We start from the raw sequence: 18300 nt of genomic DNA on the forward strand, positions 1-18300 counted from the left end.
CCGAAGTTATCCCAGTCTTACAGGCAGGTTACCCACGTGTTACTCACCCGTCCGCCGCTAACCTCCGAAGAGGTTCGCTCGACTTGCATGTATTAGGCACGCCGCCAGCGTTCATCCTGAGCCAGGATCAAACTCTCCATAAAAGTGTTTGTCTAGCTTTAAAATAAAAATTGACGTTTCACATTTTGTTTAGTTTTCAAAGAACTGATTACCTCAATGGGCAACTTTTATAATTTATCACTTCCAAAACAATTTGTCAATAACTTTTTTGTTTCTTAAAATGTTTTGTCAGAAGCGACATTTACTATCTTAACTATTCTTATAAGAAAAGTCAAGATTTTTTTAAAAAATATATATCATGATGAATTCAACACCGGATCGGTTTTGAACTTCCCTACCTATCTGTACGAAAGGCGGGATAGAAAAGGACTATCAAGAAAGAGTTCTCAACAGCTCTTTATCATCGCCTGGCGACGTCCTACTCTCACAGGGACAAGGTCCCAACTACCATCGGCGCTAAAGAGCTTAACTTCCGTGTTCGGTATGGGAACGGGTGTGACCTCTTTGCCATCATCACCAGACTTATAAAAAGAACATCTGTTCGCGTTTCGTTAGCGACAATAATTAATTTACCACTTTAATATATTTTCGTCAATAATTTTTTATAAAAAAGACGGTTTTTTTATTCACTTATTTTGTTCACTTATATGTAGTTCCAATCCAAACACTGAATGTTGTCAAAATATAAATAAGAATATAAAGTTACTATAGTAAAGGACCTATATACAACTGAATAAAAAAAACGTCTTTTTACAGTGGGGCGAGAGCATCCGGCGACGTGCGGAAGCGGCCAAACCCTTATAGTGGCCCATGCAAGGGTAAACCATAGATAGGAGGAAAGCGCCAATGCCATTTCGCTGCACACAACACATTGAAATGTCGAAATCATAAATCATTCATATATAAGTAATAATCAGCAAGGCAGAGAACAAAACTCAAACACATCCTCATTACAAATATCAAGAACAACATGTAGTAACTTCTACAAAAAAATAAAGGAGGAAATCCATTTGCGCATCACTATTACAGAAGAAGCGGAAGGTAAAATCAACGAATTAATAAATGGTCAAGAGGGTATGATAAAACTTAAATATGAGACAGAGGGGTGCGGTTGTGTGATGTCCGGGGTACCAACCCTTTGGTATGTGGGGGCTCCAAAAAGTGATGACGATATTATCATTGAAACAAATTATCGTCCCGTCCTAATGGAAAAATCTAAACGGGTCTTTTTTGATGAAGAACTAAAGATTGATTTTTCGAAAACCGCTAATACTTTTCAATTAAAAAGTCCCGGACAAATTTTTAATGGCACAATGGCATTCAGATTATATCCCGAAGAGAATGATGATTGATAGGAGTATACTTCTAGTGCAAGCCTCCAATTCCGTCAAAATACAAATGAAAATATAGCGTGAATTCCAAACATTATAGTTATCTTTAATCATGAAAATTTGCCACAAAGTTTTGATTACAAATAAAGGGTATGTGTTAGTTAGTAAATATTCATTTCAATTTACTGTTTGCCGTGCGGCAGTATACCCAATTAGACCAATTTTTAAGGCCATCGTATTTGTTTCCAACTAAAGTTAAACAAAACCAAAATTAATGCCCAAATAAATATCTTTCATATTCCAATAGTAAGTCCATGTAATTCGGCGTTGGTTCGATATCTTGTTTATACTGTCTAACCATTTTTAAAGCTTCATCTCTTCGCAGATGAAAATACCTCATGAAAAACGCTGTAATCGCAAAGCCCAGTCGCTGGATTCCAAACCGGTCATGAATTAAAATTCGTTGCCTTTTATTAAACAAATCATGGATAAGTTCGATAAATTGAATTGTCCACTCCAAACTCGGAGTAACCCAAATCGTGAGAGGAAACCAATAATATGTGGTATGTTGCGATTCAACAGAAGGAACATCTGGATTTGTACGCAGATTAATAACTACATTGATGTGTTGTTGGATAAAGCGCCATCCTTCATCATTTAGACTTCCGCTGATATACATTCTTCCTGGAATCATTTCTGTAATCCTCAATTCCAGCTCTCCTTGTGTAAAAAAGTCTTTTTACTTATATATTATAGAAGTCAGCCTTTTAGTTTGAATTTAAAATCAACATGAAAAAACCGTCTTTTTATAGTAGAAAGAGATCATCCGGCGATGTGCAAAAGCGCTCAAACCTTTGTAGCGATTCATGCAAGGGTAAATCAGCGAGAAAAGGCATACAATATTCCCTTTTGGTTGCACATAGAGCATGGAAATGCCGAATTTATCATTTACTCATATATAATTGTCTTTGGCGCCACGATGCATGAAAATAAAAAAGCCTCGCACCCGAGACTCTCTTTCCTACTTCCTTCTTCTTTTAAATAAACTCCAAACCAAAATCCCCGTTAAACCACCAACCGAATCTAGTGCAGAATCTTGCCAAAGCGGCGTCCGGTCGCCCGTAAAGGATTGATGCACTTCATCGAGCGCCGCGTATGTCGCCAGCAGCACGAACGCGTATAAGCCGACTTGACGAAGCGGCAAGCGATACTGCGAAAACGCACGACACAACAAAACGCCTAAAATAAAAAACACACTGAAATGCGCACCCTTGCGCAGGAAAAACTCTAAAAAACCGGATGCGCCCATATGCGCAATGCTGATTTCATAATTCGCATAATTGAACTTCACCCAAGAAAACAAACGCTCCACAAGATCCGGGCTCACATATTGCGTGATCGTCGGCCTCATATCCTGCTTTTGATACGGCTGGGAGGAGGAATAGAAAATCATGCCTGCCCATGCCAGTACAGGGAGCCAATACCATATAAATCGTTTCATCATTATAAACTCCTTACTTCCTTATATCTTTTGCAAGTATAGCACAGTATACAGCGAAAGAAGCCTGTTTTCTGAAACAGACTTCTTCGCAAACACTCATTATATCTCAAAACAATTTTATGCCCTCATACTAACTATATATGAGCGAACTATAATTTCAACATTTCCATGTGCTATGTACAATCAAAAGGGAGTATAGTATGCTTCCTCTCTCTGGTTTACCCTTGCATGGACCAAAGGTTTGACCGCTTCTGCACGTCGCCGGATGCTCTCGCCCCACTATAAAAAAAACGTTTTTTTATTCAGTTTTATATAGGTCTAAAGTCTGAGGCAAAATGAGACGCTAGTCCGTTCTGCATTTGTTGATTACAACTTATAATGATAACAAATCAGAGATTCTATCTCTTTTAAATATATCCCTTCCCCCTTCTTTTGATAGGAAAGACCTTGCTTTTTGCAAGGTCTTTCTTGTGCTGAGTATATAAAAGATAGTTATCTTTATAGAATTCATCCAACAAACCCCAAATCAACACCACATCACTTATCAATTGCACAACAATTTTGCACAATAAAAAACGCCGCAAAACGGCGCTTTTTTTATGTATTATGCAGCTTTTCTGCTTACTTCCTTAGTCGATGCCCCTTTTGTCAAAAGGCTGACGCTCGTCATAACGACGATATTTACAGCTAAACCAATGATACCGATATTCATATCCTTTACGAACGCAGGCAAGGATGGAAATAACACTGCCAATGTTGTTTTCGTCAAGGTTGAATAAGCAACAATAGCTACACCGGCGACAATGCCCGCCGTTGCACCTTGCTTTGTTACGGTATCCTTTTTCATTAAGTTGAACAATAATGGCGGAAATAATTGCACAACTAGACTGTATCCCATTATAACGAGAGTACCAATCGTCTCTCCGCCGTTAAACGTACAATATACAGCAACTAATGCTACTACAGGTACAAGCCCTTTCGCCGCAACGCCCACTTGTTTATCCGTGGCATTCGGCACAAACGCTTTGTACACATTTCTTGCAAGCAGCGTCGAAGCGGACATTAAAATCAAGGAACCCGGAACGAGCGCTGTCAAAAAGCCTGCTGCACCAATCAATCCGATTACCCACGGATCAAACGTCTTTAATGATAATTTAAATAACGCCAAATCGACAGCAGTACCTTGTAAGCCCGGCACCTGCAAAATAGCCGCAAACCCGATGATAAATGCGAATAAGAGCACAATTTGATATATAGGCATAATAACAGCATTTTTCCGGAAAACATTTTCATTTTGTGCTGATAACGCTGCACCGAACGTATGAGGCCACATGTATAATCCAAGCGCCATGACAATTACAGTCGTTATGAACCATGAACTGCTCATTCCGACTTGAGGAAGAATAAGAAACCCTGGTTTTGCTTGCTGAATTTGCTCAAACATAGATTGAAAGCTGCCATAATAATGAATCGGCAAGTAAATCCCTAACCCGCAAATTACAAGCAGAATCATCGCATCCTTCACAATAGAAGTCCAAGCAGAACCATGGATGCCCGAAATCGTTACATAAACTGTCGTCACAATCATCCCAATCCAAATTGCAGTACTAGGAGAAATCGCTCCGTAAGACGCTTCCGAAACGATAATTCCTAAGCCCTTCAGCTGAATAACCATATACGGAATCATTGCGGCAACATTGACGCAAGCAACGAGAATGCCCAAGTTTCGGCTTTTATACATACTTGCGAAGAAATCAGGCTGCGACAAAACACCTTGTTCCTTCGAATACTTCCAAACAGCCGGCATAAGCCAATAAGACAGCATGAACCCTAACGTGCTATAGCAAATGATATAAAGCGTCGGGCCGCCTTTTCCGTAAGCCCATCCGCTTCCGCCAAGAAACGTGAAGGTTGTATACATCTCCCCCGCCATTAGCAAGAAGACAAACACCGCGCCGAATCCTCTTCCGGCAACCGACCATTGTTCCAAATTCATCTCCTTCCCGCGCCGCGCCATTAAACCAAGATACAAAGACACGACGAGAAATACAGCCATAATCGAAAGTGAGACAGTCATCACGATTCCTCCTTATATGTATGATCCAAACGATAAATCTGCCACATAAATACCGAACTGCTAATTGCCCAGCTTACAATCCAAAACATAAAGAACGGAAGTCCTAATATATAAGGAGTTACACGATTGGCAAAGAAAGGGCTCAGCAAAATAGCCAGAACCGGTACGAACGCGAATGCATAATGCTTTTTCATAAAACTCTTACCTCCTTTAAATGTAAAAGTAATTATAGTACATCGTATCACAAAAATATACAGAAAAATTTAAAAATATAATATTTTAGAAAAATTAAATTGTTATATAATAGAAAGTAAAAAGGATGATAAAAGCGCCTCGCATGAGTCATTTTTATCATCCTTTTTTATGAAATGTTACTGTCTATGCGCAATATTCACCCTTACTGCTTCGCTCCATCCGCCCCAACCGATACAATCCCAATCGCAAACTCCTTACAGTTCCGATTCTTCATCAATCCGCGAGTCAATGACGATATTGACTCCCTTTCCCTGAAACTCTTCATATAACTCAGCAGCGCTTTCTAATCTGTCACATAACAATACATCAAACGTATGATTCGAGCCTGTAAAACTATCGCGAATAATCCTCACTCCGCAGCCCGGCAGATGCTCACAATAGTGCTGAGATTGTTATCCCACACAAGCAATACCTTCAAAGAGATCCCCCGATTCGCATCCCCTTGTTCAAATCCTTCCCCTGCCCTGCATCCAGCCGTTGCTCGGAAACCTTCCACGACATCTGCAATAAGTCAAAAATAAACCATACAATTCATTTTTGACTTACTTTTGTATAACCGCCCCGACAAAATCCCTTAATCTATCCACATTTTAAAATTGGCACACCCCTTGCATAGATAAACGTTGAATAACTTTTTCGAAAGGGGCAATCGCAATGAATCAAACATTTGCAAACGTTGAAGGACAATTACCAGGAACTAAAGCCGGAGAATTATTAGAAAGAAGAAAAAATATTGTTCCTAAAGGAGTAAGCTACGGCATTCCGACATTTGTGGAGTCAGCTGAGGGCGCGATTGTGAAAGATGTAGACGGCAACTCCTTTATCGATTTTGCCGGCGCGATCGGAACGATTAACGTAGGACATTGTCATCCAAAAGTGAAGGAAGCGCTGCATGATCAAATTGAAAAGTATATTCACACGGGCTTCAATGTGATGATGTATGAACCATATATTGAACTGGCTGAGCGATTGGCTGCAATCGCGCCGGGCGGGCATGAGAAAAAAGTGCTCCTGCAAAACAGCGGCGCAGAAGCTGTTGAAAACGCAGTGAAAATCGCCCGCAAATATACGAACCGGCAAGGAATTGTCTCCTTTTCACGCGGATTTCACGGACGCACATTAATGACGATGACAATGACAAGTAAAGTAAAGCCTTATAAATACGGCTTCGGACCGTTCGCTCCTGAAGTGTACAAAGCGCCGTTTCCTTACACATACCGCAGGCCGAACGGGCTGAGCGAAGCGGAATATGAAGACTACATGATTGCAGAGTTCCGCAATTTCCTCTTAAACGAAGTGGCGCCTGAAACGATTGCAGCTGTTGTGATGGAGCCGATACAAGGAGAAGGCGGCTTTATCGTACCGGGCAAACGATTTGTACAAGCTGTGTATGATATGTGCCAAGAGCATGGCATGCTGTTTGTTGCAGATGAAATTCAAACAGGTTTCGCAAGAACGGGCCGCTATTTCGCGATTGAGCACTTTGGGATTGTGCCTGATTTGATTACAGTATCAAAATCGTTAGGTGCGGGTACACCGATCAGCGGTGTAATCGGCCGAAAAGAAATCATGGACAAAGCAGAGCCAGGCGAGCTTGGGGGTACGTATAGCGGAAGCCCTATCGGATGCCGGGCGGCGTTAGCTGTATTGGATATTATCGAAGAAGAGAAGCTGAATGAACGAGGCGCATCCGTCGGTCAAAAGGTGATGGAACACTTCAGAAAACTTGCGGAAACATACGGCTGCATCGGTGATGTACGAGGACTCGGCGCTATGTGCGCCATGGAAATCGTAAAAGACAAGCAAACAAAAGAGCCCGACAAATCCGCAACAAATCAAATCATCCAATATGCAAACCAAAACGGATTGCTGCTTTTAAGCGCAGGCGTGAACGGAAACGTCATTCGGGTGCTCATGCCGCTCGTCATTACAGACGAACAGCTGCAGGAAGGGCTGGACATCATTGAAGCGGCCATTCTGCATGTGACACAAGCAAAACTCGTTTCTCAGTAAATAAGGTTGCTTTATATACCATCCCTCCATGTCGTGTTTGAATTTTCTGATATAATAATAGAAAGCATTCACAGCACATGGAGGGATTTAGAGTATGAACAACCAGAAGCAGCTAGAGCTCATCAATGCAGAACTTAACGATATTTTTGAATCCTCATTCGATGAAATTTTCGTAACAGATCAACATGGCAAAGTCGTACGAGTTAACGCGACATGCGAACGCAATTATAATGTTACCGCAAACAGCTTAATCGGCATGCATGTGAAAGAGCTGGAGCAAAAAGGCATTTTTTATCCGTCATCGACTCTCCAGGTCATCAAACACTTAAAGCCTATCGAGCTTTTTCAAAAAACGGGCTCCGGCCGTTATCTTCATGTAAGAGCCCGCCCTGTTTTCAATGAAGAAGGACAGTTAAAGAATGTTATCAGCTATTCTCGGGACTTGACCGAAATCATGCAGCTTCGAAAAAAAGTAGAAGATATGGAAGAGCAATTGGAAACATACAAAAAAGAATTATATGAACCGTTTGAGATAGATGGCTTCATCTGTAAAAGCGAGCATATGAAACGAGTGCTATCCACCGTTCAAAAAGTGGCAAAAGTCAACAGCACGGTTTTAATCTTGGGAGAAACAGGCGTAGGCAAAAGCCGGCTTGTCAAAACGATTCATCAGCTCAGCAGCCGCAAAGCGCACGTTTTGAATGAGATCAACTGCGCAGCGCTGCCGGATCAATTAATTGAATCCGAACTGTTCGGCTATGAAGAAGGAACCTTTACCGGCGCATTGCGCGGCGGCAAAAAGGGACTGATCGAGCTTTCGCATCAAGGAACGCTGTTTCTTGACGAAGTCGGAGAATTATCGCTGTCAGCGCAAGGAAAGCTGCTGCATGTACTGCAAGAGAAGAAGATTCGCCCTGTCGGCGGAAAAGTGCCTATTTCAGTTGATATTCGCATTATCGCAGCTACGAACAAAAACTTGGAAGAGATGGTGGAAAAGGGAGAGTTCAGACGGGACTTATTTTATCGTTTAAACGTCATTCCCATTCATATTCCTCCCCTGCGCGAGAGAAAAGAAGACATTTTGCCGATCGTCTATCACTTTCTCGACCATTTCAATCATTTATATGCCCGCACTGTACACTTTTCGCCGCAAGTGCTGCAAGCCTTTTTAGAAAATGAATGGAAAGGCAATATTCGCGAAATCGAAAATGCGGTCGAGCGTTTAGTCGTTACAGCTGATGAAGTGGTGACCTTAAAGGATTTGCCTTTTTCATACAAACGAAATGTGATAAATCACGAAGAGCAAACCCTGCAGGCCATTCTGGAAGAAGTAGAAAAAAAGGTTGTATTAGAAGTGTTTGCAGCTTATCAATCTACCTATAAAGCAGCAAAGGCACTGGGAATCAGCCAATCAACCGCAGCACGCAAAATTAGAAGATATCTTGCAAGTGACGCAGAGATAAATATCATGCAATGAAAAAGGAGAGAGTCATAGTGAGTGTAAATGTAAAACGTTCCAGATATATTGATGTTATCGATCCAGCTACCAATCAAGTTTTCGCTTCTGTTCCAAACGGAGGCACAGAAGAAGCAAAGACAGCTGCGGATGCAGCTTACGAAGCATTTGGAGAATGGTCGGCGAAAACAGCGGAAGAACGCTGCCGCTTGTTGATGAGATGGCATGCAGCTATCGAAGATGCCAAAGAAGAATTGGCAGAGATCATGACAAAGGAACAAGGAAAGCCTTTGAAAGAAGCGCTTGGCGAAATCACATATGCCAACGGCTTTGTTTCTTGGTATGCGGAAGAGGCAAAACGCATCTATGGCGAAATCATTCCAGCCTCTGACCGCTCAAAGCGTATCCTCGTCCAAAAGCAGCCTGTCGGGGTCATCGCAGCTATTACCCCATGGAATTTCCCGGCAGCCATGATTACAAGAAAGGTAGCGCCAGCACTTGCCGCAGGCTGCACAGCTCTCGTAAAGCCTGCGGAACAAACGCCTTTAACAGCTATCAAATTGGCAGAGTTAGCGGAACAATCCGGCATTCCAAAAGGAGTCTTTCAGGTTATTACAGGAGACGCGATTGAAATCAGTGAAGCTTGGATGCAGGACGCAAGAGTAAGAAAGATCTCTTTTACAGGCTCTACCGAAGTCGGCAAAATCTTGATGCGCAAAGCGGCTGATACCGTAAAAAAAGTGTCGCTTGAGCTGGGCGGCCATGCCCCGTTTATCGTAATGGACGATGCCAATATCGATAATGCGATTGAGGGATTGCTGGCATCCAAATTTCGGAACGCAGGACAAACGTGCATTTGTACAAATCGGATTTATGTGCAAGAAGCCATTGCCGAAGAATTTAATCAAAAGTTTGCAGCAGCTGTATCCAAACTGAAGGTCGGCAATGGATTAGACCCGCAAACAGATATTGGCCCCCTCATCGATAAAGCGGCTTTGGAGAAAGTGAATCTGCATATTCACGAAGCAGTCGCACAGGGCGGACGTGTCGCATGCGGCGGAAGCATTGCCCTACAAGACGGCGGGTATTTTATTGAACCGACAGTCATTACAAATGCAACAGATGACATGCTCTGCATGAAAGAAGAAACCTTTGGACCGCTTGCGCCGGTCGCCACCTTCCGAACGGCTGAAGAAGTAATCGAAAGAGCGAACAATACACCTTACGGATTAGCGGCATATGTGTACACGGAGAACCTAAGCCAAGCCATGCAAATCAGCGAAAAGCTGGAATACGGAATCGTCGGGCTCAATGACGGGCTTCCCTCCGTACCTCAGGCGCCGTTCGGGGGCTTCAAGCAGAGCGGACTGGGCCGTGAAGGCGGACACTATGGCATTGAAGAGTATTTAGAAGTAAAGTATATTTCCATCAAACTATAGGTTGAATTAACAGGATATAAAAAATAAAATAACACATCAGTTTCCCCCCCTGACCATCTTAAGAATTTACTAGCGAATTCCTAAATAAAAATGGTTTCTTGGAGGCGATACATCATAATGGAAAAGAAGGTACAGCTGCAGCACCAATTGAAAACGAAACACATTTCTATGATTTCAATCGGCGGCATTATCGGTGCCGGTCTATTTGTAGGCAGCGGCTCTGTTATTAACTCGACAGGCCCCGGCGCCATTTTATCCTATGCCATCGCAGGCATTCTTGTTGTCTTGCTTATGCGCATGCTCGGTGAAATGGCGATTCTCAATCCCGACAGCGGCTCTTTCGCTACATATGCACGACAAGCAATCGGACCGTGGGCAGGCTATGCCATTGGCTGGCTGTACTGCTTCTTTTGGCTGATTGTCATCGCGATCGAAGCGACAGCTGGAGGCGCGATCGTCCATCAATGGATTCCAGCCGTCCCTGTATGGCTATGGAGTCTTCTTCTCACCTTTTTGTTGATGCTTACAAATTTATATTCCGTCAAATCGTTTGGTGAATTCGAATATTGGTTCGCCATGATCAAAGTAATCGCGATTACTGCTTTTATGGCTATCGGCTTAGCTATCATTTTCAATTTTGTGCCGAGTATAAAATCTCCGGGACTTTCCAATCTGACCGCGCACGGCGGCTTTATGCCTAAAGGCATTTCTTCCATTTTCGTCGGAATCATCACGGTGATTTTCTCGTACTTCGGTACAGAGATTGCAGCGATCGCGGCCGGGGAATCGAAAGACCCGGAGAAGTCCATTGTAGTAGCCATCAATAGTGTCGTTTGGCGTATTCTCATCTTCTTCATCGGTTCCGTTTCTATTTTAGTCACTCTTCTTCCGTGGAATGCAGCCGATTTGCTGAAGAGCCCTTATGTAACGATGCTGGATATGGTCGGCATTCCAGGAGCAGCTCAAATTATGAATGCGGTCGTTTTAGTCGCGGTTCTCTCTTGCCTAAACTCAGCTTTATACACAACTTCACGTATGATCTTTTCTCTTGCCCAAAGAGGACAGGCACCGCGCGCATTTTTGAAGCTGAATAAACAAGGTGTACCCGTCCGAACTGTCTTAGCAAGTACAGTCGTCGCTTATATTTGTGCGATTTTCAACTTTGTCTCTCCCGATAAGCTGTTTCTATTCTTAGTAAACGCTTCTGGCGCTATTGCACTGCTTGTATACTTGACGATTGCGGTCTCTCACCTGCGGCTCAGAAATAGAATAGAAAAAGAAAACCAGGAAGCTTTGCGGCTGAAGATGTGGCTTTTTCCCTATTTAACCTATTTGACGATCGGTATTATAGTTGCAATCTTACTTTCCATGGCTTTCATCGACTCCATGCGATCTCAATTTTTCTTAACAATGCTCATTACCGGATTAGTTATAACTTCCTACTTCTTAATCAAAAACAAAGATGTAAATACGGTACAGAGGAAGCTTAAGGAAGAGCATGAGAAAACTATAAATCTTTAAAAAAGAAGGGGGTTCAGAGCCCCCTTCTTTTTCTGTTTGTTCTTTGAAACAAGCCCAAACCAAAATCTTTTTTCAAAAATTCCATCTCCCTTCGCCACTTTCCCCTCCTGCCTTATATATATAAGGCGAAAGGAGGTGATACACATGGCAATTCAATCCGGAGTAACGGATATGAGCATGCGCTTAGTACTGAACGTCGGTACGAATCAAAACGGAAAGGCGATCACGAAGAGCAAGGTGTATAAGTACGTGAAGGTCGACGCACCGGCGGAAAAGGTACATGAGGCGGCAACTGCGCTTGCTTCCCTGCAGGGCTATACGCTGGAGGCGGTACAAATGCTGAGCACATCGGATGTAGTAGCAATCTAATAAAAAAGGAGGGATAACACATGCAAGTACTGGAGCTGCAATTTCTGAAAGAAGACGGCAAGACGGCGACATTCACGGTGGACAACCCGAATACGCCGATTGATAAGGCTGCGGTGAACGCGGCAATGGACAAAATTTTGTCCGCCGGCGTGTTCCGCACGCTCGGCCCGAACTCCCGTAAAAAGGGCGCGCGCCTCGTGGACCGCACCGTTACTGAAATCGATTTGGGAGTATAAAAGAAAAGCGGAGCCGGCTCATTCAGGCACAGAGCCTAAGGTTCTCCGCCCTAAAAGGCGCTTTTTGCCTTTTTGTGGCGGAGGTTCTTAGGCGGCAGTGCCTAGCCGGTGGAGCTAGACATCAAGAAAAGCGGAGCCGATTCGTCGGCTCCTTCTTTTATTTCGCTTTTTCGTTTTTTGGCGCTTCTACAAGGAAAAATCGACCTGCAACGCCGATGGTCATGTACTTATAGGTTGTGCTTCCTACTGTAAATTCAGTCTTATACGTAGAGAAGAAAATATAGTCCTCCTGCTTTGTATATTTATCAATTATAAGGCCGACCTGCGGCTCTACATATTTTTCTGTCAGCTGCCTGCCGAATGCCGCAAGCTCCCCCAAGAAGCCGCCATTCTCTTTCTCTGTATCTGTCAATGAATGATGTACATCCGTATTTTCTACAAATTGCTGTGACGCCCAGGCTGTATATTGCCCTTTTTCCGGATTCGTATTCGCAAGGTATAGAAGTGTTCCAATAAGCAACGCAAGCGAAAGATACCGCCACCTCATTCCTCTCACACCTTTCTTCCTCGTATTCTATAGTTTAGCCATGTTTCTCCTTTTCTATAAATATGAAAGATACCGGGAAAATAAAACAAGCAGCTGCAAAAGCAGCTGCTTACATAGGAGGCTTTGCGGATCCCGCTGCCGGTGCACTCATTCTCTTTTTCATAGATACGAATACCCAGCCGTCCATGCCGACTCTGCCCGCATTGTCCTTTGCCTTTAACAGAAGAAGAGATAAGAGAATCATTTGCGGGTTCACGCTCAGCGAGCCTGACAGTAAATATAAAAAATTCAGTATAATGCCGACATATAGTGCACGGCGCGTGAAGGAACCTGTCAGCAAGAATACGCCGACAAACAATTCTGTTACCGGAATAAGATAATTCAGTACCTCAACGTTTGGCAGAAACAGAAATTTGACGATAAACGCCCACCAGTCCTGCACCATCGAATCGGCGCCGGTCGCCTTTGCTTTCTCTACCGCCCCTTTTAGAAAACCGGACGCATCAAAAGACTTGCTCGTAATTTTATTGTAGCCTTGAACCGTCCACTTCAAGCCTAAATATATGCGAATGATCGTTAAGAAAATCGATTTTTTTCCCCGACGCTGTAAGTACTCCCACATGTCAACATACATCCCCTTTGCTTGCAATCTATTTTTATAGTAGAAGGCAAGAGATTCCAAGTCAACGTATTCTAAATATTCGAATATTAAACTTAAACAAGCATTCAAACCCATTAAGCACGTCTCTTCATGAGGATTTGCATAAGGATTCCCGTAATTCCTTCAGCCGTATCTATCATAACGTCCTGATAGAGCGGTGTGCAACCACCCGTAATGAACTGGTGAAATTCATCAGATATGGCATACAGGAAAACAAATATAAAGGACCAGGCAAAGCAGTGAGATTTAGCAAAACTTCTAAAAGCGCGGTCTACAAAAAGACCTAATAATGCATACATCGCAAAGTGCGCTCCTTTGCGCATAAAGAACTCCAGAAAGCCCACGCCTCCCATTCGCTTTGGGCTCACTTCGCTTCCGGCATACGTAACCTTTACGTCTGAAAGTGTATGCTCGTCCTGCTGCTCGTTTATATATTTAGAAAGTGCCCCTGATAGGTTTGGAAGGAAAAAAAAGGCGGCCCGAGACAGGCAGCCACACAGTGTATCGTTTCATATCAAAACCCTCTGACTACTTCGCAACAAAGTACTCCGTCATATACTTAGCCCATACCTTTTGTCCTTCATCGTTCGCAAATCCGGTCGGGCTTGCTAAGTACTTCAGCAAATCATCATTAGCCGGCCATGCTTGCCAATGATCCACATATGTATACCCCTTGCTTTGCATCGTCTCCTTTACTAATTGGACGACTGCAGGAAAATACTTTGCCTGGTACAAAGGATTTGACGGCTGTATGAGAACTGCTACACCAGGAACAGCCTTGGAGATTTCATCTGCAATATTTTGCGTGTTGGCTGCAGACTCCTGCTTTCCCACAACACCGCTGTCAGTTAAAAGCGCTGGTTCATATAAGAGAACATCGGGCTTTAAGGATGCAATTTCACTATAAATCTTCTCATCCATCCATTGCTTTGTCGTCTTTTGCGGATAAGACTTTACTGTTACATGAAACATGTCCGGTCCGTAAGCTTCTTTCAATTTATCTGCAAGTGCCTGCGGCCATCCGCCTTGTGCAGGCGTAGCTTCATCACCGGCAATCACAAGCTGAATCGGCTTGTTTGTTTCTGCAGATTTTTTAATTTTCTCCTGTACGGCAGACGGCAAGTTCTTCATATAAGTTTGATACGCAGCCTCTGCTGCAGGAACCGCTGTTACAGAAGCCTCTGCCCTGTTCGTCGAAGATTGAATACGTTCTTTAAAATGCAGGTTGCCCGATACAATGGCAATCATCGCCGCTGCGGCCACACTTCCGGCTGCAATGTTTTGAATCAGTTTCTTTTTCTTATCATTCATAGTGATACCCCCCTTACCCTTTCTCTAAATTATACATTTAGGAAACGAACTATTCTTCTCATCTTCGTTCTTTAAAATGAACACCTGCGCCGACGAGAGCGCAAAGATATGATTTTCTGGCTGTTATCTCTGAATTGAATCTCTTATATTATGTATATTTATTATGTTATCAGATAAGGAAATATAATACAAAACTATTTTGCCAGATATATCATTTCAATAATTTGCAAGCCATTCAAGCTGTTCTGCTCCATCGGTTGAGCATCCGCAACTATATATGAGTGAATGATAATGATAATCTATTCATCTTAATATTAAGACATTATTTTACATATTTCTGTATAAATCTTTAAATTCCATTAATAAACAGGGATTAATTACCAATTATAATAAAATCGTAAGTCAAAATTCTACATGAAGGGGAAGATTTCGATGAGTTATCCTATTGAAAATACGACAATTGCTCTGCAATCCTTCGCACACCCCGTCTATCAGACAAAAATATGGGACGAAAGAGGAATTTTCTATTCCGTCCAAACGTGCCAGCAGCTTCTGAACACGGCATGCCTCCGCACAGGTGCAAGCTATCGAGGAAAACGAGACGCAATCAGCTCCCTTCTTCATTTCAAGCAAAACGTGCCGATTCCCATTTGCTTTAAGCAAAACATTTGCGCGATTCCATCTATTTCTCCGCAAAGATGGGAATGCATCTGGTATTTTTACGCCCATGTAAAGGACATCCGCAAGCAAGGCAAACAAACTCTCCTCACCTTTCACAACGGCGATACACTCCTTATTGACTGCAGCTATTATCGTACACAGCAGCAGCTTCTTCGGGCAGGCCGTATCCTCTCACATTTTCAACTCTTGAAAGTATGAAGGCTGCCGGGGGCAGCCTTCTTCTTTCATTCCTTTATCAGATCCTCTTTTATTTTCTTCAAAGCGCTTCTGTATACATAACGCGCCCTGTCATATGTCATGCCCAGTTCTTTTGCGATCTCCTTCAGCTGCCGTCCGGCCCTGAACCTTTCTCCAATAATGAAGCGCTGTTGCGTGCTTAACGCTCCCATATACTGATGCAAATCGTCCGTTCTCTCATTTGAAACGAGCTGTTCAGTCAGCGACGGTTCCCAGCACGCATACCTCGTTTTAAACCGCTTCTCCTTGGTTAATTGAACAAGCAAGTAGCCTCTTACTGTATGCATCGCGTATGACGCAAAACTTCCTTTACCTTCTTCAAATTGCTCATACGCCCGCCAAAGCCCAATGAGTCCGCATTGATAATATTCTTCATAATCCAAATACAGTGACAGCTTCTTCATTTGATTTTTAATCATCTTGTCATACAGCCGAACAGTTTCTTCAAACGTAGGTGGCTTCATACAACGCCCTTCTAAAAGACGCGCCTTTTCTTGTATTCCGCGGTACCTTCACCTTATAAGAAATCTGTTCTGTTCTCACATGAGATAATATGATTTTATATCATGCTTTCTTTAAATTTCGCTGGGGGAAATTTGAAGAATAAGGAGTAGAATTTTATATAATTCTTATTTTTTCATTTCTTTTCATTCGCGGCAAATTTATGTTTCCCGTATAGAGCAAAAGAAGCCTGTTTAAATAAACAGACTTCTTTATATAATCGTTGGCAGTAACCCCCTGCTACATCATGAGGATTATATTTGGACTAACTCTTTCTCCTCCACAACACGTACATAACGTACTAAAGAGGAGTTTATAATATAATCTCCTTCGTCACTTTTCACAATGAAAAACTTGCTGTGTTCCATCTTTTCTACTATTTCTTGTACAACCTCTTCCCTCTTACTATCTAACCCTTTTATTATTTTTTCCCATTTAATATCATTATCCAAAGTATAGCAAACAGTAAATTCCTTCAAACTAAATCTCCCTTTCTAATATTTTCAGTATTTTTAATATATACAAATGATTTATAATTTCGATATTTCAATATGCTGTGTGCAACAAAACGACATTGTCGCTTTCTTCCTATCCCTGGTTTACCCTTGCATGGACCACTACAAGGGTTTGACCGCTTCCGCACGTCGCTGGATGCTCTTTCTCCACTATAAAAGGACGGTTTTTTTATTCACTTGTATATAATTGTTTTTATTCCTTTACAACGTCTCTCTATATTCATTCGCAAGGATTCTTATTTTTAAGGGGGTCAAAGAAGTTCTTGAAAAAATAAATAACTGTTTTATAGATTTCTGAAAAGTGTAGTTATAAAGCAAAAACCTTCAGTATAAGTCCACTTTGTTATTCGGACATATCTATCGTTTGCCACGTAGAACAAAAAGGGAAACTGTGCTCGCTCCCTCTCTATGGTTTACCCCTGCATGGACCACGAAAAGGGGTTGACCGCTTCTACGCTTATTCGGATGCTCTCTCCCACCTAAAAGAAAAGCTTTTATGTCGATTTTTTTAGTTGCATTTATATACAAAAAAAGAATCCCTCCTCTCAAATGAGAGGAGGAATTCTTTTCATCTTGTAATCTATTAGTCTAACACTCTTACTTTCACATTTTTACGGCCCCATTGAATCGCTTCTTGGTTAGTAGGAAGAAGCACATCAATTCTATTGCCTTTAATTGCGCCGCCCGTATCACCTGCAATCGCCTCTCCGTAGCCTTCTACCCATACCTTCTTGCCAAGAGGGATAACTTTCGGATCTACCGCGATCAGCTTCATGTTCGGGTTTTTATGTATATCGTAGCCTGCTGCCGTAATGCCCCCAGAAGATTCCCACGGTGTGTAAGCCGTAGCTTCCACACTGAATTCTGTTGCTGCTTTTACAGCGGATTGAGACACGTATTGCTTGCTTACATAGCCTGTTTGGCCATTATAGCTGATTTTATACCAGCCGTTTCCAAGATCACTTGCTACACTGACAGCTTGTCCATTGCTCAATTTGCCGATCACGCCGTAGTTCGTGCCTGCGCCGGAACGAACGTTCAGAGAAGATGTATTTACGTAATAAGTACCGCTAGAAGAGCCTGTTTCTTTCGTATATTGAGAGCTTACATAAGCCGTTTTTCCATTATAGTTAATTTGAAGCCAGCCGTTCTGGCGGTTCGTCACGTTCAGCTCTTGACCATTTGTTACTTTTCCGATTACAGCAGAGCTTGTAGTGGGAGCTTGACGCACGTTTAATGTATTTGTATTTACGACTGTAGCCGCTTCAGCGGACACCGTAAAAAAACCGAAACCAAAAACTGCAGCAGTTGCCATTCCAAGTAATTTCTTCATTCGTATCCTCCCGTAACATAAGAAAATTTTTCCGTCATATTTGTTCTCATTATAACAACTGTTTTGTCGAAGAAACGAAAATCATACAATTAACAAATTGCTGTAATATAAATTTAATATTTTGTAATATGTCATTGAACAAAAAAGACACTGATGCATATCCAGTGTCTATGAATCTATCTCATATCCAAATATAATTCTCTTATTCATTGTTTTCACCTATACCTTATCTATTAAACAAGCATAAGATGTACTA

Annotated in this window: 20 protein-coding genes and 2 rRNA genes; 8 read left to right on the plus strand and 14 right to left on the minus strand. The window is 42.3% G+C overall.

All coding sequences use genetic code 11. From position 1 onward, the window contains the following. Window positions 1-143: ribosomal RNA gene (locus H540_RS0117540) — 16S ribosomal RNA — on the minus strand; the annotation flags it as partial. 322 nt (window positions 144-465) lie between these two features. Further along, window positions 466-581, minus strand: a 5S ribosomal RNA gene (gene rrf, locus H540_RS0117545). A 489-nt stretch (window positions 582-1070) separates the two neighbouring features. On the opposite strand from rrf, the gene H540_RS0117550 reads away from it, so the two are divergent. Next, window positions 1071-1412: an iron-sulfur cluster biosynthesis family protein gene (locus tag H540_RS0117550; protein ID WP_028401761.1), complete on the plus strand. Its 342-nt coding sequence runs from the start codon at window positions 1071-1073 to the stop codon at window positions 1410-1412. Window positions 1413-1662: 250 nt separating this feature from the next. On the opposite strand, the gene H540_RS0117555 is transcribed toward H540_RS0117550, so the two are convergent. From H540_RS0117555 to H540_RS33330, 5 genes are all read right to left on the minus strand, one after another. After that, a complete protein-coding gene (locus tag H540_RS0117555) occupies window positions 1663-2100 on the minus strand; it encodes a dual specificity protein phosphatase family protein (RefSeq protein ID WP_028401762.1) in 438 nt (145 codons plus the stop codon). Between the two features lie 312 nt (window positions 2101-2412). Further along, the gene (locus H540_RS0117565) at window positions 2413-2892 is read right to left on the minus strand and encodes a VanZ family protein (protein WP_028401764.1); all 480 of its coding nucleotides are present in this window, start codon (window positions 2890-2892) and stop codon (window positions 2413-2415) included. Window positions 2893-3496: 604 nt separating this feature from the next. Further along, window positions 3497-4969, minus strand: a complete 1473-nt coding sequence (locus H540_RS0117570) for a sodium:solute symporter family protein (protein WP_028401765.1) — start codon at window positions 4967-4969, stop codon at window positions 3497-3499. Then, window positions 4969-5163: a DUF3311 domain-containing protein gene (locus H540_RS0117575; RefSeq protein ID WP_028401766.1), complete on the minus strand. Its 195-nt coding sequence runs from the start codon at window positions 5161-5163 to the stop codon at window positions 4969-4971. Before H540_RS0117575 ends, H540_RS0117570 begins: the two co-directional genes overlap by 1 nt. Window positions 5164-5418: 255 nt before the next feature. Next, window positions 5419-5577, minus strand: coding sequence for an RNA-binding protein (locus H540_RS33330; RefSeq protein ID WP_155891061.1), 159 nt, complete (start codon window positions 5575-5577; stop codon window positions 5419-5421). Between the two features lie 301 nt (window positions 5578-5878). Here H540_RS33330 and gabT point away from each other — a divergent pair, with 301 nt between their 5' ends. The 6 genes from gabT to H540_RS0117610 all read left to right on the plus strand — a co-directional run bounded on the left by gabT (window position 5879) and on the right by H540_RS0117610 (window position 12258). Then, a complete protein-coding gene (gene gabT / locus H540_RS0117580; RefSeq protein ID WP_028401767.1) occupies window positions 5879-7237 on the plus strand; it encodes a 4-aminobutyrate--2-oxoglutarate transaminase in 1359 nt (452 codons plus the stop codon). 94 nt (window positions 7238-7331) lie between these two features. Continuing rightward, window positions 7332-8714, plus strand: a complete 1383-nt coding sequence (locus H540_RS0117585) for a sigma-54 interaction domain-containing protein (RefSeq protein ID WP_028401768.1) — start codon at window positions 7332-7334, stop codon at window positions 8712-8714. Then, window positions 8711-10132 carry an NAD-dependent succinate-semialdehyde dehydrogenase gene (locus H540_RS0117590; RefSeq protein WP_028401769.1) on the plus strand — a complete coding sequence of 474 codons (1422 nt, stop codon included), beginning with the start codon at window positions 8711-8713 and terminating at the stop codon, window positions 10130-10132. The genes H540_RS0117585 and H540_RS0117590 overlap by 4 nt, the downstream gene beginning before the upstream one ends. 117 nt (window positions 10133-10249) lie before the next feature. After that, the gene (locus tag H540_RS0117595; RefSeq protein WP_028401770.1) at window positions 10250-11653 is read left to right on the plus strand and encodes an amino acid permease; all 1404 of its coding nucleotides are present in this window, start codon (window positions 10250-10252) and stop codon (window positions 11651-11653) included. A 144-nt stretch (window positions 11654-11797) separates the two neighbouring features. Next, window positions 11798-12022: a DUF1659 domain-containing protein gene (locus H540_RS0117605; RefSeq protein ID WP_028401771.1), complete on the plus strand. Its 225-nt coding sequence runs from the start codon at window positions 11798-11800 to the stop codon at window positions 12020-12022. Window positions 12023-12042: 20 nt separating this feature from the next. Continuing rightward, a complete protein-coding gene (locus H540_RS0117610) occupies window positions 12043-12258 on the plus strand; it encodes a DUF2922 domain-containing protein (RefSeq protein WP_028401772.1) in 216 nt (71 codons plus the stop codon). Window positions 12259-12415: 157 nt separating this feature from the next. On the opposite strand, the gene H540_RS0117615 is transcribed toward H540_RS0117610, so the two are convergent. From H540_RS0117615 to H540_RS0117630, 4 genes are all read right to left on the minus strand, one after another. Further along, window positions 12416-12805 carry a DUF4359 domain-containing protein gene (locus H540_RS0117615; RefSeq protein WP_028401773.1) on the minus strand — a complete coding sequence of 130 codons (390 nt, stop codon included), beginning with the start codon at window positions 12803-12805 and terminating at the stop codon, window positions 12416-12418. Between the two features lie 109 nt (window positions 12806-12914). Further along, window positions 12915-13427, minus strand: a complete 513-nt coding sequence (locus H540_RS0117620; RefSeq protein ID WP_162144543.1) for a DoxX family membrane protein — start codon at window positions 13425-13427, stop codon at window positions 12915-12917. Window positions 13428-13540: 113 nt separating this feature from the next. Beyond that, a complete protein-coding gene (locus H540_RS0117625) occupies window positions 13541-13966 on the minus strand; it encodes a VanZ family protein (protein WP_342666094.1) in 426 nt (141 codons plus the stop codon). 28 nt (window positions 13967-13994) lie between these two features. Further along, window positions 13995-14777, minus strand: coding sequence for an SGNH/GDSL hydrolase family protein (locus H540_RS0117630; protein WP_051317165.1), 783 nt, complete (start codon window positions 14775-14777; stop codon window positions 13995-13997). Window positions 14778-15209: 432 nt separating this feature from the next. On the opposite strand from H540_RS0117630, the gene H540_RS0117635 reads away from it, so the two are divergent. Then, window positions 15210-15656: a competence protein ComK gene (locus tag H540_RS0117635; RefSeq protein ID WP_051317166.1), complete on the plus strand. Its 447-nt coding sequence runs from the start codon at window positions 15210-15212 to the stop codon at window positions 15654-15656. 26 nt (window positions 15657-15682) lie between these two features. On the opposite strand, the gene H540_RS0117640 is transcribed toward H540_RS0117635, so the two are convergent. The 3 genes from H540_RS0117640 to H540_RS0117655 all read right to left on the minus strand — a co-directional run bounded on the left by H540_RS0117640 (window position 15683) and on the right by H540_RS0117655 (window position 18044). Further along, complete coding sequence (locus tag H540_RS0117640; RefSeq protein WP_028401778.1) at window positions 15683-16159, minus strand: sigma-70 family RNA polymerase sigma factor; 477 nt, start codon at window positions 16157-16159, stop codon at window positions 15683-15685. Window positions 16160-16450: 291 nt separating this feature from the next. Then, on the minus strand, window positions 16451-16675 hold the full coding sequence (locus tag H540_RS0117645; protein WP_028401779.1) for a hypothetical protein: 225 nt from the start codon (window positions 16673-16675) through the stop codon (window positions 16451-16453). Between the two features lie 619 nt (window positions 16676-17294). Then, complete coding sequence (locus H540_RS0117655) at window positions 17295-18044, minus strand: 3D domain-containing protein (RefSeq protein WP_028401780.1); 750 nt, start codon at window positions 18042-18044, stop codon at window positions 17295-17297. Window positions 18045-18300: the final 256 nt, after the last annotated feature.

The organism is Ectobacillus panaciterrae DSM 19096 (assembly GCF_000430785.1).
GTDB classification, from domain to species: Bacteria; Bacillota; Bacilli; order Bacillales; family Bacillaceae_G; genus Ectobacillus; species Ectobacillus panaciterrae.

Bases quoted from the DNA above. Each gene is read 5' to 3' on its own strand.
- H540_RS0117565 (WP_028401764.1), bottom strand. From the start codon at position 2,892: ATGAAACGATTTATATGGTATTGGCTCCCTGTACTGGCATGGGCAGGC.
- H540_RS0117570 (WP_028401765.1), bottom strand. From the start codon at position 4,969: ATGACTGTCTCACTTTCGATTATGGCTGTATTTCTCGTCGTGTCTTTG.
- H540_RS0117575 (WP_028401766.1), bottom strand. From the start codon at position 5,163: ATGAAAAAGCATTATGCATTCGCGTTCGTACCGGTTCTGGCTATTTTG.
- gabT (WP_028401767.1), top strand. From the start codon at position 5,879: ATGAATCAAACATTTGCAAACGTTGAAGGACAATTACCAGGAACTAAA.
- H540_RS0117585 (WP_028401768.1), top strand. From the start codon at position 7,332: ATGAACAACCAGAAGCAGCTAGAGCTCATCAATGCAGAACTTAACGAT.
- H540_RS0117590 (WP_028401769.1), top strand. From the start codon at position 8,711: ATGAAAAAGGAGAGAGTCATAGTGAGTGTAAATGTAAAACGTTCCAGA.
- H540_RS0117595 (WP_028401770.1), top strand. From the start codon at position 10,250: ATGGAAAAGAAGGTACAGCTGCAGCACCAATTGAAAACGAAACACATT.
- H540_RS0117605 (WP_028401771.1), top strand. From the start codon at position 11,798: ATGGCAATTCAATCCGGAGTAACGGATATGAGCATGCGCTTAGTACTG.
- H540_RS0117610 (WP_028401772.1), top strand. From the start codon at position 12,043: ATGCAAGTACTGGAGCTGCAATTTCTGAAAGAAGACGGCAAGACGGCG.
- H540_RS0117615 (WP_028401773.1), bottom strand. From the start codon at position 12,805: ATGAGGTGGCGGTATCTTTCGCTTGCGTTGCTTATTGGAACACTTCTA.
- H540_RS0117620 (WP_162144543.1), bottom strand. From the start codon at position 13,427: ATGTGGGAGTACTTACAGCGTCGGGGAAAAAAATCGATTTTCTTAACG.
- H540_RS0117630 (WP_051317165.1), bottom strand. From the start codon at position 14,777: ATGAATGATAAGAAAAAGAAACTGATTCAAAACATTGCAGCCGGAAGT.
- H540_RS0117635 (WP_051317166.1), top strand. From the start codon at position 15,210: ATGAGTTATCCTATTGAAAATACGACAATTGCTCTGCAATCCTTCGCA.
- H540_RS0117640 (WP_028401778.1), bottom strand. From the start codon at position 16,159: ATGAAGCCACCTACGTTTGAAGAAACTGTTCGGCTGTATGACAAGATG.
- H540_RS0117655 (WP_028401780.1), bottom strand. From the start codon at position 18,044: ATGAAGAAATTACTTGGAATGGCAACTGCTGCAGTTTTTGGTTTCGGT.